General features: G+C 68.8%; 17 protein-coding genes. 5 read left to right on the forward strand and 12 right to left on the reverse strand.

Annotated features, from left to right (window positions below; translation table 11 throughout):
• Positions 1-345 precede the first annotated feature (345 nt).
• Together ACFWZU_RS09900 and ACFWZU_RS09905 are read right to left on the reverse strand one after the other, a co-directional pair.
• Positions 346-672 carry a non-heme iron oxygenase ferredoxin subunit gene (locus ACFWZU_RS09900; protein ID WP_439701343.1) on the reverse strand — a complete coding sequence of 109 codons (327 nt, stop codon included), beginning with the start codon at positions 670-672 and terminating at the stop codon, positions 346-348.
• Entirely contained in the window at positions 669-1,217 is a 549-nt protein-coding gene (locus tag ACFWZU_RS09905) for a GNAT family N-acetyltransferase (RefSeq protein WP_439701344.1), read from the reverse strand. Before ACFWZU_RS09905 ends, ACFWZU_RS09900 begins: the two co-directional genes overlap by 4 nt.
• A gap of 99 nt (positions 1,218-1,316) precedes the next feature.
• Here ACFWZU_RS09905 and ACFWZU_RS09910 point away from each other — a divergent pair, with 99 nt between their 5' ends.
• The gene (locus ACFWZU_RS09910) at positions 1,317-2,648 is read left to right on the forward strand and encodes a PQQ-dependent sugar dehydrogenase (protein WP_439701433.1); all 1,332 of its coding nucleotides are present in this window, start codon (positions 1,317-1,319) and stop codon (positions 2,646-2,648) included.
• Between the two features lie 12 nt (positions 2,649-2,660).
• On the opposite strand, the gene ACFWZU_RS09915 is transcribed toward ACFWZU_RS09910, so the two are convergent.
• From ACFWZU_RS09915 to ACFWZU_RS09945, 7 genes are all read right to left on the reverse strand, one after another.
• A complete protein-coding gene (locus ACFWZU_RS09915; RefSeq protein ID WP_439701345.1) occupies positions 2,661-3,914 on the reverse strand; it encodes a cysteine desulfurase in 1,254 nt (417 codons plus the stop codon).
• Between the two features lie 123 nt (positions 3,915-4,037).
• Positions 4,038-5,339, reverse strand: coding sequence for a Fe-S cluster assembly protein SufD (gene sufD / locus ACFWZU_RS09920; RefSeq protein WP_439701346.1), 1,302 nt, complete (start codon positions 5,337-5,339; stop codon positions 4,038-4,040).
• Positions 5,336-6,115 (reverse strand): Fe-S cluster assembly ATPase SufC, encoded by a 780-nt coding sequence (gene sufC, locus ACFWZU_RS09925; RefSeq protein WP_439701347.1) that lies wholly within the window; start codon positions 6,113-6,115, stop codon positions 5,336-5,338. Before sufC ends, sufD begins: the two co-directional genes overlap by 4 nt.
• Positions 6,115-6,534 carry an ACT domain-containing protein gene (locus ACFWZU_RS09930; RefSeq protein ID WP_439701348.1) on the reverse strand — a complete coding sequence of 140 codons (420 nt, stop codon included), beginning with the start codon at positions 6,532-6,534 and terminating at the stop codon, positions 6,115-6,117. Before ACFWZU_RS09930 ends, sufC begins: the two co-directional genes overlap by 1 nt.
• Entirely contained in the window at positions 6,531-7,967 is a 1,437-nt protein-coding gene (gene sufB, locus ACFWZU_RS09935) for a Fe-S cluster assembly protein SufB (RefSeq protein WP_439701434.1), read from the reverse strand. Before sufB ends, ACFWZU_RS09930 begins: the two co-directional genes overlap by 4 nt.
• A 38-nt stretch (positions 7,968-8,005) precedes the next feature.
• A complete protein-coding gene (locus tag ACFWZU_RS09940; protein ID WP_439701349.1) occupies positions 8,006-8,461 on the reverse strand; it encodes an SUF system Fe-S cluster assembly regulator in 456 nt (151 codons plus the stop codon).
• Positions 8,462-8,612: 151 nt separating this feature from the next.
• Positions 8,613-9,902 carry a nucleotide sugar dehydrogenase gene (locus ACFWZU_RS09945; RefSeq protein ID WP_439701350.1) on the reverse strand — a complete coding sequence of 430 codons (1,290 nt, stop codon included), beginning with the start codon at positions 9,900-9,902 and terminating at the stop codon, positions 8,613-8,615.
• A gap of 104 nt (positions 9,903-10,006) precedes the next feature.
• On the opposite strand from ACFWZU_RS09945, the gene ACFWZU_RS09950 reads away from it, so the two are divergent.
• The 3 genes from ACFWZU_RS09950 (at position 10,007) to ACFWZU_RS09960 (ending at position 11,436) form a co-directional block, all read left to right on the forward strand.
• Positions 10,007-10,513 (forward strand): hypothetical protein, encoded by a 507-nt coding sequence (locus ACFWZU_RS09950; RefSeq protein WP_439701351.1) that lies wholly within the window; start codon positions 10,007-10,009, stop codon positions 10,511-10,513.
• 64 nt (positions 10,514-10,577) lie between these two features.
• Positions 10,578-10,874, forward strand: a complete 297-nt coding sequence (locus ACFWZU_RS09955; RefSeq protein WP_439701352.1) for a hypothetical protein — start codon at positions 10,578-10,580, stop codon at positions 10,872-10,874.
• A 7-nt stretch (positions 10,875-10,881) separates the two neighbouring features.
• Entirely contained in the window at positions 10,882-11,436 is a 555-nt protein-coding gene (locus ACFWZU_RS09960; RefSeq protein ID WP_439701353.1) for a sugar O-acetyltransferase, read from the forward strand.
• Between the two features lie 48 nt (positions 11,437-11,484).
• On the opposite strand, the gene ACFWZU_RS09965 is transcribed toward ACFWZU_RS09960, so the two are convergent.
• Both ACFWZU_RS09965 and ACFWZU_RS09970 read right to left on the reverse strand, forming a co-directional pair.
• The gene (locus ACFWZU_RS09965) at positions 11,485-12,123 is read right to left on the reverse strand and encodes a glutathione S-transferase family protein (RefSeq protein WP_439701354.1); all 639 of its coding nucleotides are present in this window, start codon (positions 12,121-12,123) and stop codon (positions 11,485-11,487) included.
• A 64-nt stretch (positions 12,124-12,187) separates the two neighbouring features.
• Complete coding sequence (locus tag ACFWZU_RS09970) at positions 12,188-12,577, reverse strand: YciI family protein (protein ID WP_439701355.1); 390 nt, start codon at positions 12,575-12,577, stop codon at positions 12,188-12,190.
• A 271-nt stretch (positions 12,578-12,848) separates the two neighbouring features.
• Here ACFWZU_RS09970 and ACFWZU_RS09975 point away from each other — a divergent pair, with 271 nt between their 5' ends.
• Positions 12,849-13,538, forward strand: coding sequence for a DUF5666 domain-containing protein (locus tag ACFWZU_RS09975; RefSeq protein ID WP_439701356.1), 690 nt, complete (start codon positions 12,849-12,851; stop codon positions 13,536-13,538).
• 60 nt (positions 13,539-13,598) lie between these two features.
• Here ACFWZU_RS09975 and ACFWZU_RS09980 read toward each other — a convergent pair whose 3' ends face one another.
• Positions 13,599-14,141, reverse strand: a complete 543-nt coding sequence (locus ACFWZU_RS09980) for a hypothetical protein (RefSeq protein ID WP_439701357.1) — start codon at positions 14,139-14,141, stop codon at positions 13,599-13,601.
• Positions 14,142-14,261 lie beyond the last annotated feature (120 nt).

Genomic DNA, 14,261 nt, shown 5'->3' on the forward strand with positions numbered 1-14,261 from the left:
CCAAAGGTCATGGGCGCCGGGCCTTCTTCCGATCCAGGAGGAAGTCAGGAAAGAGCACAAAACCGGCCACGACGGGGAACCCGGTTCTCCCTGGCGGTGAGAAGGTTCGAGAGTGGAGCGGTACCGGACTCTGGCCGCCCCCTCACCCCAACCCTCTCCCCTCCCGGGAGAGGGTTGGGGTGAGGGGGCGCGCTTGCGGAGGAGCCCACTACCGTCACGAAGCAGCTCCTGTGTCTCGCACGATCACCTGTCGGGCGAGCCCCGCCCCCCCACCCTGCCCTCTCCCCGGAGGGGGCGAGGGTCCAAGAACCGAGCGGCCACCCCATGGCCGCGGCGCGCGTGCGCTCAGCGGTCGTCGCGCGTCCAGACTGCGCCTTCGTCCTGGCGTACCGGAAAGCTGGCGATCGGCTCATAGGCCGGCGGGCGGGTGACCGCACCGGTGCGCACGTCGAAGCGCGCGCCGTGGCGGGGACATTCGACCTCGAAGCCGAACACCTCACCGCCGGCAAGGTCACCGCCGTCGTGGGTACAGACGTCCTCGATCGCGTAAAGCTGCCCGTCGATGTTGTAGACGGCGATCGGCGTGTCGCCGTCGAACACCACGGTGAACTCGCCAGGCAGCAGGTCGCCCTGCGCGCACACCCGCACCCAGCCTTGCGCCGCCAGGCTCATGCTGCGACCCCGGCCAATGCCTTCGTCAGCACTTCGAAGCGCAGGTCGTCCCGGCGTGGAATACCAAAACGTTCCTGGCCATAGGGAAACGGCTTGTAGTCGCCGGTGCGGCGGTAACCGCGGCGTTCGTACCAGGCAATCAACTCCTCGCGCTGCACGATCACGGTCATCTCCATCAGCCGACAACCCCATTCGTCCCGGGCGACGCGCTCGGCCTCGCCCAGCAGCTGCTTGCCCAGGCCACCGGCCTGCAGCGCCGGGTCGACCGCGAACATGCCGAAGTACGCCGCCTCGCCCTTGCGTTCGAGGTGACAGCTGGCCAGCAGTCGGCCGTCGCGCTCCAGCAGCAGGATGCGGCTGTCGGGGCGGGCCATGGCATCGGCCACATCGGCCGCGTCGGTGCGCTGGCCGTCGAGCAGGTCCGATTCGGTGGTCCAGCCGCGGCGGCCCGAATCACCCCGGTAAGCCGATTCGACCAAGCCGACGATGGCGGGAATGTCGGCCGCGGTGGCCGTGCGGAAAGCGGGTGCAGGGGGCGTAGTCATACGTGAATGATAGCGACGGGCATGCCGCAGGCGGTGACCTGGGACAAGGCCGGCGGTTCACGCGAGCTTGCTGCCGCAACCGGTCCACTGGTCCTCCTCATGGAGGCGTTTCCGGTGCCGCTCACCCGCCGCCCGCTGTGGCTGCTTCCCTGCCTGTTGGCGCTGACCGCCTGCGGCGTACGCGCGCGCCTGCCGGTGGCGGCGGGCGTCGGTCCGGAACCCGCACTGCCGCCACCCAACCCATCGCTCATTCCCACGGTGAACATCGCCCCGGCCCGGGGCTGGCCCACGGGCGGCCATCCCATGGCGGCGCCCGGACTGGAAGTGCAGGCGTTCGCGCGCGATCTCGATCACCCGCGCTGGCTCCATGTACTTCCCGACGGCGACGTGCTGGTCGCCGAGACCAACGCGCCGCCGCGCCCGGAGGACGCCGACGGACTCAAGGGCTGGATCATGCGCCGGGTGCAGCAGCGCGCCGGCGCCGGCGTGCCCAGCGCCGATCGCATCACCCTGCTGCGCGATACCGATGGGGACGGCGTCGCCGAGACCCGCAGCGTGCTGCTCGATCATCTGCACTCGCCGTTCGGCATGGCGCTGGTTGGCAACACGTTGTACGTGGCCGATACCGACGCGCTGCTGCGCTTCCCCTACCGCGAAGGCGCCATGCGCATCGACGCGGCAGGCACCAGGGTTGCAGACTTGCCCGCCGGCCCGATCAACCACCACTGGACCAAGAACGTGGTCGCCAGCCCCGACGGCAAGCGGCTGTACGTCAGCGTCGGCTCCAACAGCAACGTCGGCGAGAACGGCCTGGCAGTCGAACGGGACCGCGCGCGCATCCTGGCGATCGATCCGGCGACCGGCGCGATGCGGGTGTACGCCACCGGCCTGCGCAACCCGGTCGGCATGGCCTGGCAGCCTCAGAGCGGCGCATTGTGGGTGGCGGTCAACGAACGCGATGAGCTGGGCAGCGATCTGGTGCCCGACTACATGACCGCGGTGCGCGAAGGCGCCTTCTACGGCTGGCCTTACAGCTACTACGGCGGGCACGTGGACACGCGCGTGAAGCCGCAGGACCCGGCACGGGTCGCGCGTGCGGTGGTGCCCGATTACGCGCTCGGCGCGCATACCGCGTCGCTCGGACTGGCGTTCTACGACGCGGACCTCATGCCGCAATTCCGCAACGGCGCGTTCGTCGGCCAGCACGGCTCGTGGAACCGCAAGCCGCTGAGCGGCTATCGGGTGATCTTCGTGCCGTTCGTCGATGGCCATCCCGCAGGCCGACCGCAGGACGTGCTGACCGGCTTCGTCGACAAGAGCGGCCACTCGCAGGGACGTCCCGTCGGCGTCGCGGTGGCGAAGGATGGCGCCCTGCTGGTCGCCGATGATGTGGGCAACACGGTCTGGCGCGTGGCCCCCGCAAAACCGTAGGGCGCCCGGCCCTTACATCAGCAGCTTGCGCACCTTCTGCAGCGCGGCCACGAATACGTCGATCTCGTCCATCGTGTTGTAGAAGGCCATCGACGCGCGCAGCGTGGCGGGCACGCCGTAGTGCTGCATCAGCGGGTGTGCGCAGTGATGCCCCGAGCGCACGGCCACGCCCTCCAGGTCCAGCAGCGTGGCCAGGTCGGTCGACTGCGTGCCTTCGATGAGGAAGGAGATCACCGGTTCCTTCTCCGCCGCCTCGCCGAACAGCCTGAGCCCCGGCACGTCGTGCAGGCGTTCGGTGGCGTAAGCGAGCAACTGCTGCTCCCAGGCGTGGATCGCCTCCAGGTCCAGCGAATGGTAGTAGTCCACCGCCGCACCCAGGCCGACGAAGCCGGCGATGTTGGGCGTGCCGGCCTCGAACTTGTGCGGCGGATCGGCGAAGGTGGTGCCGTCCACCCGCACCTGCCGGATCATGTCGCCACCGCCGAAGAACGGCGGCATCGCGTCCAGGTGCACACGCTTCGCCCACAGCGCCCCGGTGCCGGTGGGACCGAGCATCTTGTGCCCGGTGAAGGCGTAGAAATCGCAGCCCAGCGCCTGGACGTCGACCGGCCGATGCGGTACCGCCTGCGAGCCGTCGACCAGCAGCGGGATGCCGCGGCGCGCGCACTCGCGGGCGATCTCGCGCACCGGGTTCACGGTGCCCAGCACGTTGGACACGTGCGCCAGGCAGGCGAGTTTCACCTCGGGCGTGAGCATCTCGACGTAGCGCTCCACGTCCAGCTCGCCGCGTGCGTCGATCGGCGCGAACTTGACCGTGGCGCCGCTGCGCCCGGCCACCAGCTGCCACGGCACGATGTCGGCGTGGTGCTCCATCAGCGTGGTGAGGATGGCGTCGCCGGGCTTGAGCTGCGGCAGCGCGTAGCTGTAGGCGACCAGGTTGATCGCCTGGGTGGTGCCGGAGGTCAGCACCAGCTCGTTGCGCGAGGGTGCGTTGATGAAGCGGGCCAGTTTGTCTCGTGCGCCTTCGTAGGCCAGCGTCGCTTCCTCGCCGAGTTGATGCACGGCGCGCGAGACGTTGGCGTTGTGCAGGCGGTAGTGCGCGTCCACCGCCTCGATCACCGCCGCCGGCTTCTGGCTGGTGTTGGCGTTGTCCAGATAGACCAGCGGCTTGCCGTGCACGCTGCGCGCGAGCAGCGGAAAGTCGGCGCGGATGCGCTCGATGTCGAGGGCAGGCGCCGGGTGCGCGTGGGCGGCGGTGGCGGACATCGGTGTCTCGCTTTGTGAAGAAGGGATCACGAGGTTTTAGCCTGCCGGGTGTGAAGGAAAGTTGGGCTTGCCTGTCTGTTCCGCCGCGGAGCCGGCTCCTCGCTTCGTGGGGGCGGCACCCAGTCAGGCGGGCAGCCGACCCAACAGCAAGTCGTCGACGTGCTGGCGCAGTGCCTCGTTCGGCAGCGACTCGAACGGCGCGCGGGCGAACGCCGTGGTCAGCAGCGTGCGCGCCTGCGCGCCGGGGATGCCGCGCGAGCGCAGGTAGAACAGCGCACGCTCATCGAGCTGGCCGACGGTGGCGCCGTGCGCGGCCTTCACCTCATCGGCATAGATCTCCAGCTCGGGCTTGGTGTCGATCTCCGCCTGTGGCGAGAGCAGCAGGTTCTTGTTGCCGAGCGAGGCATCCGCGCCGTCGGCGCCGGCCGCCACCAGGATCGCGCCGCGGAACACACCGCGCCCGCGCCCGCTGGCCACGCCGCGCCAGGTCGAGGAGGAGACGGTGTCGCGCGCCCGATGGTGGATCGCCAGCTGGGTATCCATGTGCTGCCGGCCGTCGGGCAGGAACGCGCCATGCGAATGGAAGGCCGCCGCATCGCCGACCAGTTCCACCCACAGGTCGTGCCGCGCCAGTGCGCCGCCGAGCTCCAGCACGTGCAGGTGCGCCTGCGCGCGCGCGTCCAGCCGGTAGTGGCTGCGGCGCACCAGACTGCCGTTGCCCGCCTGCTGCAGTACCGCGTGGTGCAGGGTCGCATCGGCGCGCAGGGTGAACTCGGCAAGCTGGGTGCCCAGGTGTGCCTGCTCGCCGACACCGAGATGCTGTTCGACCAGGGTGAGTTCGGCGCCCTCGCCCAGCTCGACGAGGTTGCGCACGTGCCAGGACACGTCGCGGTCGGCAGCAGCCCCGATGAAGAGAACGCGCAGCGGCGCAGCAATCCTGGCCCCGGCCGCCACACGCAGCACCGCACCATCGGCAGCAAAGGCGCCATTGAGGCGCGCGAACGCATCGCCGGGCTCGCGGTAATGGCGCGACATGGCGAAGCGCAGCGGTTCCGGATCCTCCGCGAGTGCACGCGAGAGCGGCTGCAGGCTCACCCCGCCCGGCAACGCGTCGAGCGTGGAAAGATCGGCGCGAAACGCGCCGTTGACGAACACCAGCGCAGGGGCGTCGACGCCGGGCAGCGCCAGCACGGCCGGATCGACCGAGCGGCTGGCCGCTTGCGCATCGCCAGCAGCAAAGCTGCGCTGCGCGAGTGCGCGCAGCGCGGTGTACTTCCACGCCTCCACGCGCGTGTCGGGCAGGCCCGCATCGACGAAGGCCTCCAGGTTCTCGCTCCGCGCCTGGTCCAGCCAGGCGACACCGCTGGCCGGCAGCGGCGCGTCGGCCAGCGCGGCGACGAACGGCGTACGGGCCGGCTGGTTCATGCGGACGCCCCGGCCGGTTCGCCGTGCTCGGCGACCCAGGCGTAGCCGTGTTCTTCCAGTTTGAGAGCGAGGCTCCGATCGCCGCTCTCGACGATGCGCCCGCCGGCCAGCACGTGCACGAAGTCCGGCACGATGTAGTCGAGCAGGCGCTGGTAGTGAGTCACCACGATGAACGAGCGCTCCGGCGAGCGCAGCGCATTGACGCCTTCCGATACCTGCTTGAGCGCATCGATGTCCAGGCCCGAATCGGTCTCGTCGAGGATCGCCAGCTTCGGTTCCAGCAGCGCCATCTGGAAGATTTCGTTGCGCTTCTTCTCGCCGCCGGAGAAGCCTTCATTGACCGCGCGGTTCAGCAGGTCCGGCGAGAGCTGCATGATCTTGAGCTTCTCGCGCACCAGCTTGAGGAACTGCATCGAGTCCAGCTCGGCCTCGCCACGCGCCTTGCGCTGCGCGTTGAAGGCCGCGCGCAGGAAGTAGGTGTTGTTCACGCCCGGGATCTCGACCGGGTACTGGAAGGCCAGGAACACGCCGGCGGCGGCGCGCTCCTCGGGTTCGAGCTCCAGCAGGTTGCGGCCCTCGAACAGCACCGAGCCTTCGGTCACCTCGTAGCCTTCGCGCCCGGACAGCACGTTGCCCAGGGTCGACTTGCCGGCGCCGTTGGGCCCCATGATGGCGTGCACCTCGCCCGGCCTCACCTCGAGCGAAAGGCCCTTGAGGATGTCCTTGCCCTCGACGCGGGCGTGCAGGTTGTCGATCTTCAACATGGTCGAGTCCATCAGGCGGAGAGGTGCGCGAGCGCGTCGAGCGCGTCCTCGCGGCGGTCCCAGGGCACGAACACGTGGTCGTGCAGGAACGCGGAAACCGGGTTGCAGGAAATGCCGCGCGCGGCCAGCGCGGCGGAGACGGCGGCCATCATGCCGACCGCGTCGAGGCTCGATTCCACGCCGAGGGTGATCTGCGCCCACAGCAACCGGTCGGCGACGACTTCGGTGCCTTCCAGGTCGTGGTCGACGATCAGCGTGACGCCCTCGTCCTCGCGGAACATCATCAGCGCGTCGGCCATGCGCGCGGCGGCCTTGTCGTGCGAGACGAACAGGAAGCGTCGCGGCATCGGGTGCAGGCGCGGGTTGAGCCCGGCCAGCAGGGTCTTGAGGTCGGTAACGCCGGGGTGCGTGCGGGTGGCGGCCGTGGTCATCCGACGGCACCTTCCAGCGAGACTTCCAGCAGCTTCTTGGCCTCGACCGCGAACTCCATCGGCAGCTCGCGGAAGACCTGCTTGCAGAAGCCGTCGACGATCATCGAAACGGCATCTTCCTCGCCGATGCCGCGCGAGCGGCAGTAGAAAAGCTGGTCGTCGGAGATCTTCGAGGTGGTCGCCTCGTGCTCGACGATCGCGGTGGGATTTTTCACTTCCATGTACGGGAAGGTGTGCGCGCCGCACTTCTTGCCGATCAGCAGCGAGTCGCACTGGGTGTAGTTGCGCGCGCGCTCGGCGCCCTTCTCCACCTTCACCAGGCCGCGGTAGCTGTTGGAGCTGCGCCCGGCCGAGATGCCCTTGGAGACGATCTTGGACTTGGTGTCCTTGCCGATGTGGATCATCTTGGTGCCGGTGTCGGCCTGCTGGAAGTGGTGCGTCAGCGCTACCGAATAGAACTCGCCGACCGAGCGGTCGCCGCGCAGCACCACGGACGGGTACTTCCAGGTCACCGCCGAGCCGGTCTCGACCTGCGTCCAGCTGATCTTGCTGTCCGCGCCGCGGCAGTCGCCGCGCTTGGTCACGAAGTTGTAGATGCCGCCGACGCCGTTCTCGTCGCCGGGGTACCAGTTCTGCACGGTGGAATACTTGATGTTCGCCCCCTCGAGCGCGACCAGCTCCACCACCGCCGCGTGCAACTGGTTCTCGTCGCGGCGCGGCGCAGTGCAGCCTTCCAGGTAGGACACCTGCGCGCGGTCCTCGCAGACGATCAGCGTGCGCTCGAACTGGCCGGTGTTCTGCGCGTTGATGCGGAAGTAGGTGGACAGCTCCATCGGGCAGCGCACGCCCGCGGGCACGAACACGAAGCTGCCGTCGGAGAACACTGCCGAGTTGAGTGCGGCGAAATAGTTGTCGCCCTGCGGCACCACGCTGCCCAGGTACTTCTGCACCAGCTCCGGATGCTCGCGGATCGCCTCGCTCATCGAGCAGAAGATCACGCCGGCCTCGGCGAGCTTCTTGCGGAAGGTGGTGCCGACCGAGACCGAGTCGAACACCGCATCGACCGCCACGCCGGCCAGCGCGGCGCGCTCGTGCAGCGGTACACCCAGCTTCTCGTAGGTTTCCAGCAGCGCCGGGTCGACCTCGTCCAGCGACTTGGGGCCGGCCTTGGGCGCGGAGTAGTAGCTGATCGCCTGGTAGTCGATCGGGTCGATCTTCAGCTTGGCCCAGTCGGGCGTCGGCATCGTCTGCCAGTGGCGGAAGGCGGCCAGGCGCCACTCCGTCATCCACTCCGGCTCGCGCTTGATCGCGGAGAGCTGGCGGATGATGTCTTCGTCGAGCCCCGGCGGCAGGCTTTCACTCTCGATCTCGGTGACGAAGCCGGCCGCGTAGTTGCGGCCCAGGGCTTCGGCGACCTCGGCGTTGTCGCGCAGCACGGTGTTGTCGGTCCGGTTTTCGATAGATTCTGCAGTCACGCGTGGGTCCTGCCTTTCAGTTCGCTCAGCGCCACGGTGGCGACCGCCGGGCGCGGCGGTTGCAGCATGTCGGCCAGGCTGACCGCGCGCAGCGCGTTGTCCAGCACGCTGCTGATGCGCCGCCAGCTGCCGCGCACGCCGCATTGCGATTCGCGATCGCACTGCCCTTCGACGCTGCATTCGGTCATGCCGATCGGCCCTTCCATCGCCTCGACGATCTGCGCCAGGCTGATCTCGCGCGCCGGGCGCGACAGGCGGTAACCGCCATTGACGCCGCGGAACGATTCGACCAGGCCGGCGTGGCCCAGCGACTTCAGCAGCTTGCTCACGGTGGGCAGTTCCAGCCGCGTCTCGTCGGCGATCTGCGCGGTGCTGAGCACGTCGTGCGGGTGGGCGGCGATGCAGGTCATCACCACCGCGGCGTAGTCGGTCAGGCGGCTGACGCGAAGCATGGGGAGAGCCTCGTCAAATCCAGACCAAAATGGTACGGATTAGCCAGGGCAAAATCAACCGGACGCCGCAGATTCCCTGTCGGGGCGCACCTTTGCCCGCCCGCCATGGCCGACGCGCCGTGGACGATGGCGGTCGCGCACAGGTGCGCGCCTACAACCGCCCGTCGACCGCCTCTTGCGGCAGCACCGACTTCACGTCGTAGATCACCGCACCGGGCTTGCCCAGCGCGCGGATCCGCTCGGCGCCCATCGCCTGGAACTGCCGGTGCGCCACCGCCACGATGATCGCGTCGTAACCCTCGCCTGGCTGCTCCACCAGCCGCACGCGGTAGGCACGCTCGGCCTCGGCCGCGTCGACCCAGGGGTCGTACACGTCGACCTTGGCAGCCGAGGATTCCAGCTCGCGCACGATATCGATCACGCGCGTGTTGCGCAGGTCCGGGCAGTTTTCCTTGAAGGCGAAGCCCAGCACCAGCACGCGCGCGTCGACGATGTGCAGGCGCCGCTCGCTCATCAGCCGGATCACCCGGTCGGCCACGTAGCTCCCCATGCGGCTGTTGATCCGCCGCGCGGCCAGGATCAGCTCCGGGTGGTAGCCGGTCACCTCGGCCTTGTGGGTCAGGTAGTACGGGTCCACGCCGATGCAATGGCCGCCGACCAGGCCGGGGCGGAACGGCAGGAAGTTCCACTTGGTGCCGGCCGCGGCGAGCACTTCCTCGGTGTCGATGCCCAGGCGATGGAAGATCAGCGCCAGCTCGTTGACCAGCGCGATGTTGACGTCGCGCTGCACGTTCTCGATCACCTTGGCCGACTCGGCCACGCGAATGGACGACGTCTTGTGGGTGCCCGCGCGGATGATGGTGCGATACAGGGCGTCGACCCGCTCGGCCGCCTCCGGCGTGGAGCCGGAAGTGAGCTTGACGATATCGGTAACCCGCCGCGCGTGGTCGCCCGGATTGATCCGTTCCGGGCTGTACCCGCAGAAGAAATCGGTATTGAAGGTCAACCCCGAGCCCTCCGCCAGCAACGGCACGCAGACCTCCTCGGTGGTGCCCGGGTACACGGTCGACTCGAATACCACCAGGTCGCCGCGCTTCAGGCGCGGACCCAGCATGCGGCAAGCCGACTCCAGCGGCTTGAGGTCCGGCCGCTGCGCCTCGTCGATCGGGGTGGGCACGGTGACGATGTAGACATTGCAGCGCGCCAGGTCTTCCGCGCGATCGGTGAACGACAACCGCGTGGCCTCGCGCAACTGCTCGGCGGTGGTCTCCAGCGTGTGGTCGTTGCCGCCGCGAAGTTCGGCCACACGCGCCGCGTCGATGTCGTAGCCCAGCGTGTCGAAATGGCGTCCGAACTCCACTGCAAGCGGCAGGCCGACGTAACCCAGTCCGATGATGCCGATGTGCGCGGGGCCGACGTGCGCGAGGGTGTTCGGGTCCATGGTTCCTGGCAGGCGGGTGAAATGCGCTGAGCGTACAGGATGCCGGTAGCCTAAGCCTGCCCGCTTCGCCGATCCTGGACGCCCGCCACGGGAACATGCGCCGCATGGACGAGTCCCGCCTCCCGGCCCTCCCCTGGCCCGGCTTCTCGCCGGGACGCGCGTTCCTGCTGCCGCTTCCGGCCGGATGCATGGCCGCGCCCTTCGGCGACGTGTGCGAGTTCGATGGCGTGCGGCTCCGGCGCAAGTCCGAGTTCCACGTCACCGTGCTGAGCCGGGACATGGCGCGTGCCGCGGCCGCGGGCCTGGGGGAAGCGGCGCTGCGCACGCTGTACGAGTCGCAGCCATGGATGCCGCGCCGCAGCGGCCGCTATGCGCTGCTGCACAAGGCCAAGCGCACCGATACCGGCACGCTCGACTGCTGGTCGATCATCGAATACCTGGACCTGCCCGCGATGCACGCCTTCCGCGGCGAGCTCGCCCGCCGGCTCGGCTCGGCCTTCGCCGACCCGGTGCCGCACGCGACCCACTTCGTGCGCGGCGACCCCAACGGCATCCACGTGCCCGACACGCGTGCGCTGGCGGCCTTGCAGGTGCGCGACGTGACGCCCTGACCATCACCCCGCCCGCACGGCGGGGACGCCACACTCGGGCGGTCTTCCCAGCGAGGTCAGCCTCATGCAAGAACCGATCGAACCGGGCTTCATGGTGTTCGTCGCCGACGGCGAACTGGGCGTCGGCGCCGTGCGCGAGGTGCACGCGGACAGCCGGGAGCTGGTCGTCAATATCGAAAACGGCGGTGACTTCACGTTGCCGGCCGAGGCCATCCGGGACGTGCACGAGGGCAAGGTGATCCTGGATATCGACCGCCTGCCGCAAGCCGTGCGCCAGGCCCTGAAGAACCCGCATGCTGCCGAGTACCCCGATTCGGTTTATGCCGCGACCGATCCCAAGGAAGGGGCGCTCAAGGATTAGCGCCGGCGTGCGCAGCGAAAAGGCCAAGATGCTGGCCGGCGATCTCTACGACGCCAGCGCGCCGGAACTGCAGGCCCACCTCGCCGCCAACCACCGTTGGCTGGCCCGCTACAACGCCGCCCTCGCCGAAAGCGCGGAACACTGGCACGGGCTGTTGCAGGAGCACCTGGGCTCGGTCGGCGAGGGCGCCATCATCCGCCCGCCCTTCCATTGCGACTACGGCTTCAACATCCATCTTGGCGCCGGCGCCTTCCTCAATTTCAATTGCGTGATCCTCGACGTGGTGGAGGTGCGCATCGGCGAGCGCACCCAGATCGGACCAGGCGTACAGATCCTCGCCGCCGACCACCCGCGCGACCCCGCCAGGCGCGCCACCGGGCTGGAATTCGGCCGGCCGGTGCGGATCGGCAGCAACGTGTGGATCGGCGCCGGCGCACTCATCCTCCCCGGCGTGAACGTGGGCGACGACGCCCTGATCGGCGCCGGCAGCGTGGTCACCCGCGACGTGCCCGAAGGCGCCACCGTCGTCGGTAACCCGGCGCGCATGCGCGATCCGCGGTGACACGGTATGTCGTCGCCCTGCCGGCACCATCGTGTCGGCAGACATGCCTCAGCCGGGCATCGCCACGTCGAAGGCGTAGGCGGTGCGCTGCGACGCGGGCCGTTCGCGCCAGGCTGCGGCGAACGCGGCGAGGTGGTGGTAGGGCGCGAGCGTCAGCGTGTCGCGAAAACCCAGGTGTTCGAGCAGGCAGAACAGCGACGTTTCGAGCAGGCTCAGGTCGCGTGGCGGCAGCCCTTTCAGCACCGATTCCAGGTTCGCATCCAGCCAGGCCAGCGCATGGCGGAAGCCGTCGGCGGCCTTGGCGAAGTACACGTTTTGCGCCGGCAGGCCCGCCACCTGCATGCCGAAGACCATCTGCACCTGCGCGCCCATGCCGTGCCAGACCAGCTCCTGCGCATTGCGTGCGCGCAGATCGGGCAGTTGCTCGGTCCACAGCACGCGAAACGGTTCGCCCGCCAGCGCGGCCAGTGTGCGGCAGATGTTCTCGGTGCCGAACACCGGCCCTTCCGGCAACACCAGCACGGGCAGCTTGAGCGCCGGGTTGCCGGCGTAGTCGGCGGGGTCGCGCGAGGCCAGGTCATGCACCGGCTCGAACGCATAAGCGATGCCCAGCTCCTCGGCGAACAGCCGTGCGAGCCGGGTGTAGTGGGAACTGCTGCGGCCGACAAGGCGTGGCTGCTCGGGCATGGCGAGGCATCCGTGGGGGGCGGGCTACGCCAATGTAGGGCAAGCGCCCGCCCCGTGGCAGTCGCTAGGCGGCGCCGGCCGCCATCGCCTTCGCGGCACCGCAGTGCTCGCTGTCCGGACCTTCCATCTGACGCACCTCGCACTCGAGGTCCCACGAGTCGCCGTGTACGGCCAGGAAGCGTCGAGTCAGCTCCAGCGCGTGCTCCATCGAGCCCGCCTCGAGAACGGCGTAACCGCCGATCACTTCCTTGCTCTCGGTGAACGGGCCATCGGTGGTGGAGATCTGGCCGCCGCGCAGGCGCACCCGCACGCCCTCGGCGCTCGGGCGCAGGCCGGCGGTATCGACCAGCGTGCCCTCGCGGGTCATCTCTTCGATCAGCCGGCCCATGTCGGCCATCAATTGCTCGCTGGGGATCCGGCCGGTTTCCTGCAACCGGATGGAAAGGAAGCGCATCGGGTTCTCCTCGCGTGGATGTGGGGATCGCGGCCGCACAGCATGCCGCCGCTCCCGTGTACGACGTACGGGCAGCCGCGGAATCGACATCCCCGCCCGCGCTGCGCCGCCATGGCCGTGACAGGCGCGCCGGCGCCATGACGCAATCTTCGCCTCGCCGAACTTCGCCTTAAGCAGGCGGGCGCCGCCGGCGTTGAATCGCTCGGCGATGGAGCCACCGTCTGGAGAGGCCCACCGGCCTTTCGTCCTGAAACCGAAAGAGGAGGAGAACATGACCGTACAGAAGCGCATTGCCGCATCCATCGGACTGGCCCTGCTGATGACCGGCGCCGCCACCGCCGCGCCGCTGCAGGACGGCAGCCAGCAGGGCAACAACTATGCCCGCAGCATGCAGATGTCGCCGGCGCAGAAGCCTAACGGCACCTGGCTCAGCCTGAGCGGCACCATCACCGACGCGCAGAACCGCTTCTTCACGCTCGACTACGGCAAGGGCAAGATCCCGGTCGAGATGGACGGCTGGACCTGGTACGGCCAGAACTACCAGTCACTCGAGGGCGACAAGGTCACTGTCTACGGCCGCGTCGACGACGACCTGTTCGAGCGCGACAAGATCGAGGCCAGCAGCGTCTATGACCAGGACCTGGGCACCTACTTCTACGCCAACGCCTCGGACGAGGAGGGCCCGGCCAACTACGCGCTGTGGGTGCATCCCGTGGTAGTTGGCGAGACCTTCGTGCGCGGCACCGTGACCTCGGTGAACGGCCGCGACTTCACGGTCGACTACGGCCCGCGCAAGATCACCGTCGATACCAGCCAGCTCAAGGACAATCCGCTGGACGACAAGGGCTTCCAGCAGATCGACAAGGGCGACTACGTCAGCGTCGCCGGCGACATGGACAGCGCGTTCTGGGGTCACCGCCAGTTGCAGGCCGATTCGGTGGTCACCCTGACGAACGGCTGACCTTCAACCTGCCCAACCTGGCAATCCCGGTCCTCGCGGACCGGGATTTTTTGTAGCTCGTCAGTGCCCAGGCCGGGGCGACGGCGGGCGGCTCGGCGGCGGGTTGGCGGTGTTCCGTACCGGCGGGGTGTAGCGCTGCGGCGGAGCGGGCCAGTAATAGTTCGGCGGGCGCCGGAAGAACCGCTGCCGCGTATCGGCACTGCGGCTGCGCAGCGCCAGCCGGTGGCCGTCGACGTGCACCCAGTACCAGGCGCCGGGCGGCACCGGCGAGGTCGACACGTAGACGAACTTCGCGTCGTAGTTGCCGTCCGGCCTCGGGGTGGTTTCGAGCCCCAGGTTGATCACGAACTGGCTCGCCACCGGGCGCCCGTGGTCGTTCGCCGGCCGGGTGATCATCTGGTCAAGGGTCTGGCGAAGCAGTCGGTCATAGCGCGGCGACAGCTCGACCGAGGACGATACGTCGGTGACCTTGCCGTGGCTGTCCACTTGCACCAGCACGGGCAGGACCTTTGGCGTGAACTGGTTGAGGGACATCGACGTCGCCAGCGCACCCTGGCCGGCGGCCAGCGTGCCCAGCAGCAGGATCGCGCAGAACGCTTTCATGAGGACCTCCGGGGGTTCGTTGCCCTCCACGGGGCATGGTAGTCCCGTGGCGACCGGCCTGCCAGCGGGATGCGCGAGGAGCGCCGTGTCGATTTTTCCGGCGACCGCTCGTCGTGCATG

The organism is Frateuria sp. GZRR33 (assembly GCF_051900425.1).
In the GTDB taxonomy this organism is placed as follows: Bacteria; Pseudomonadota; Gammaproteobacteria; order Xanthomonadales; family Rhodanobacteraceae; genus Frateuria_A.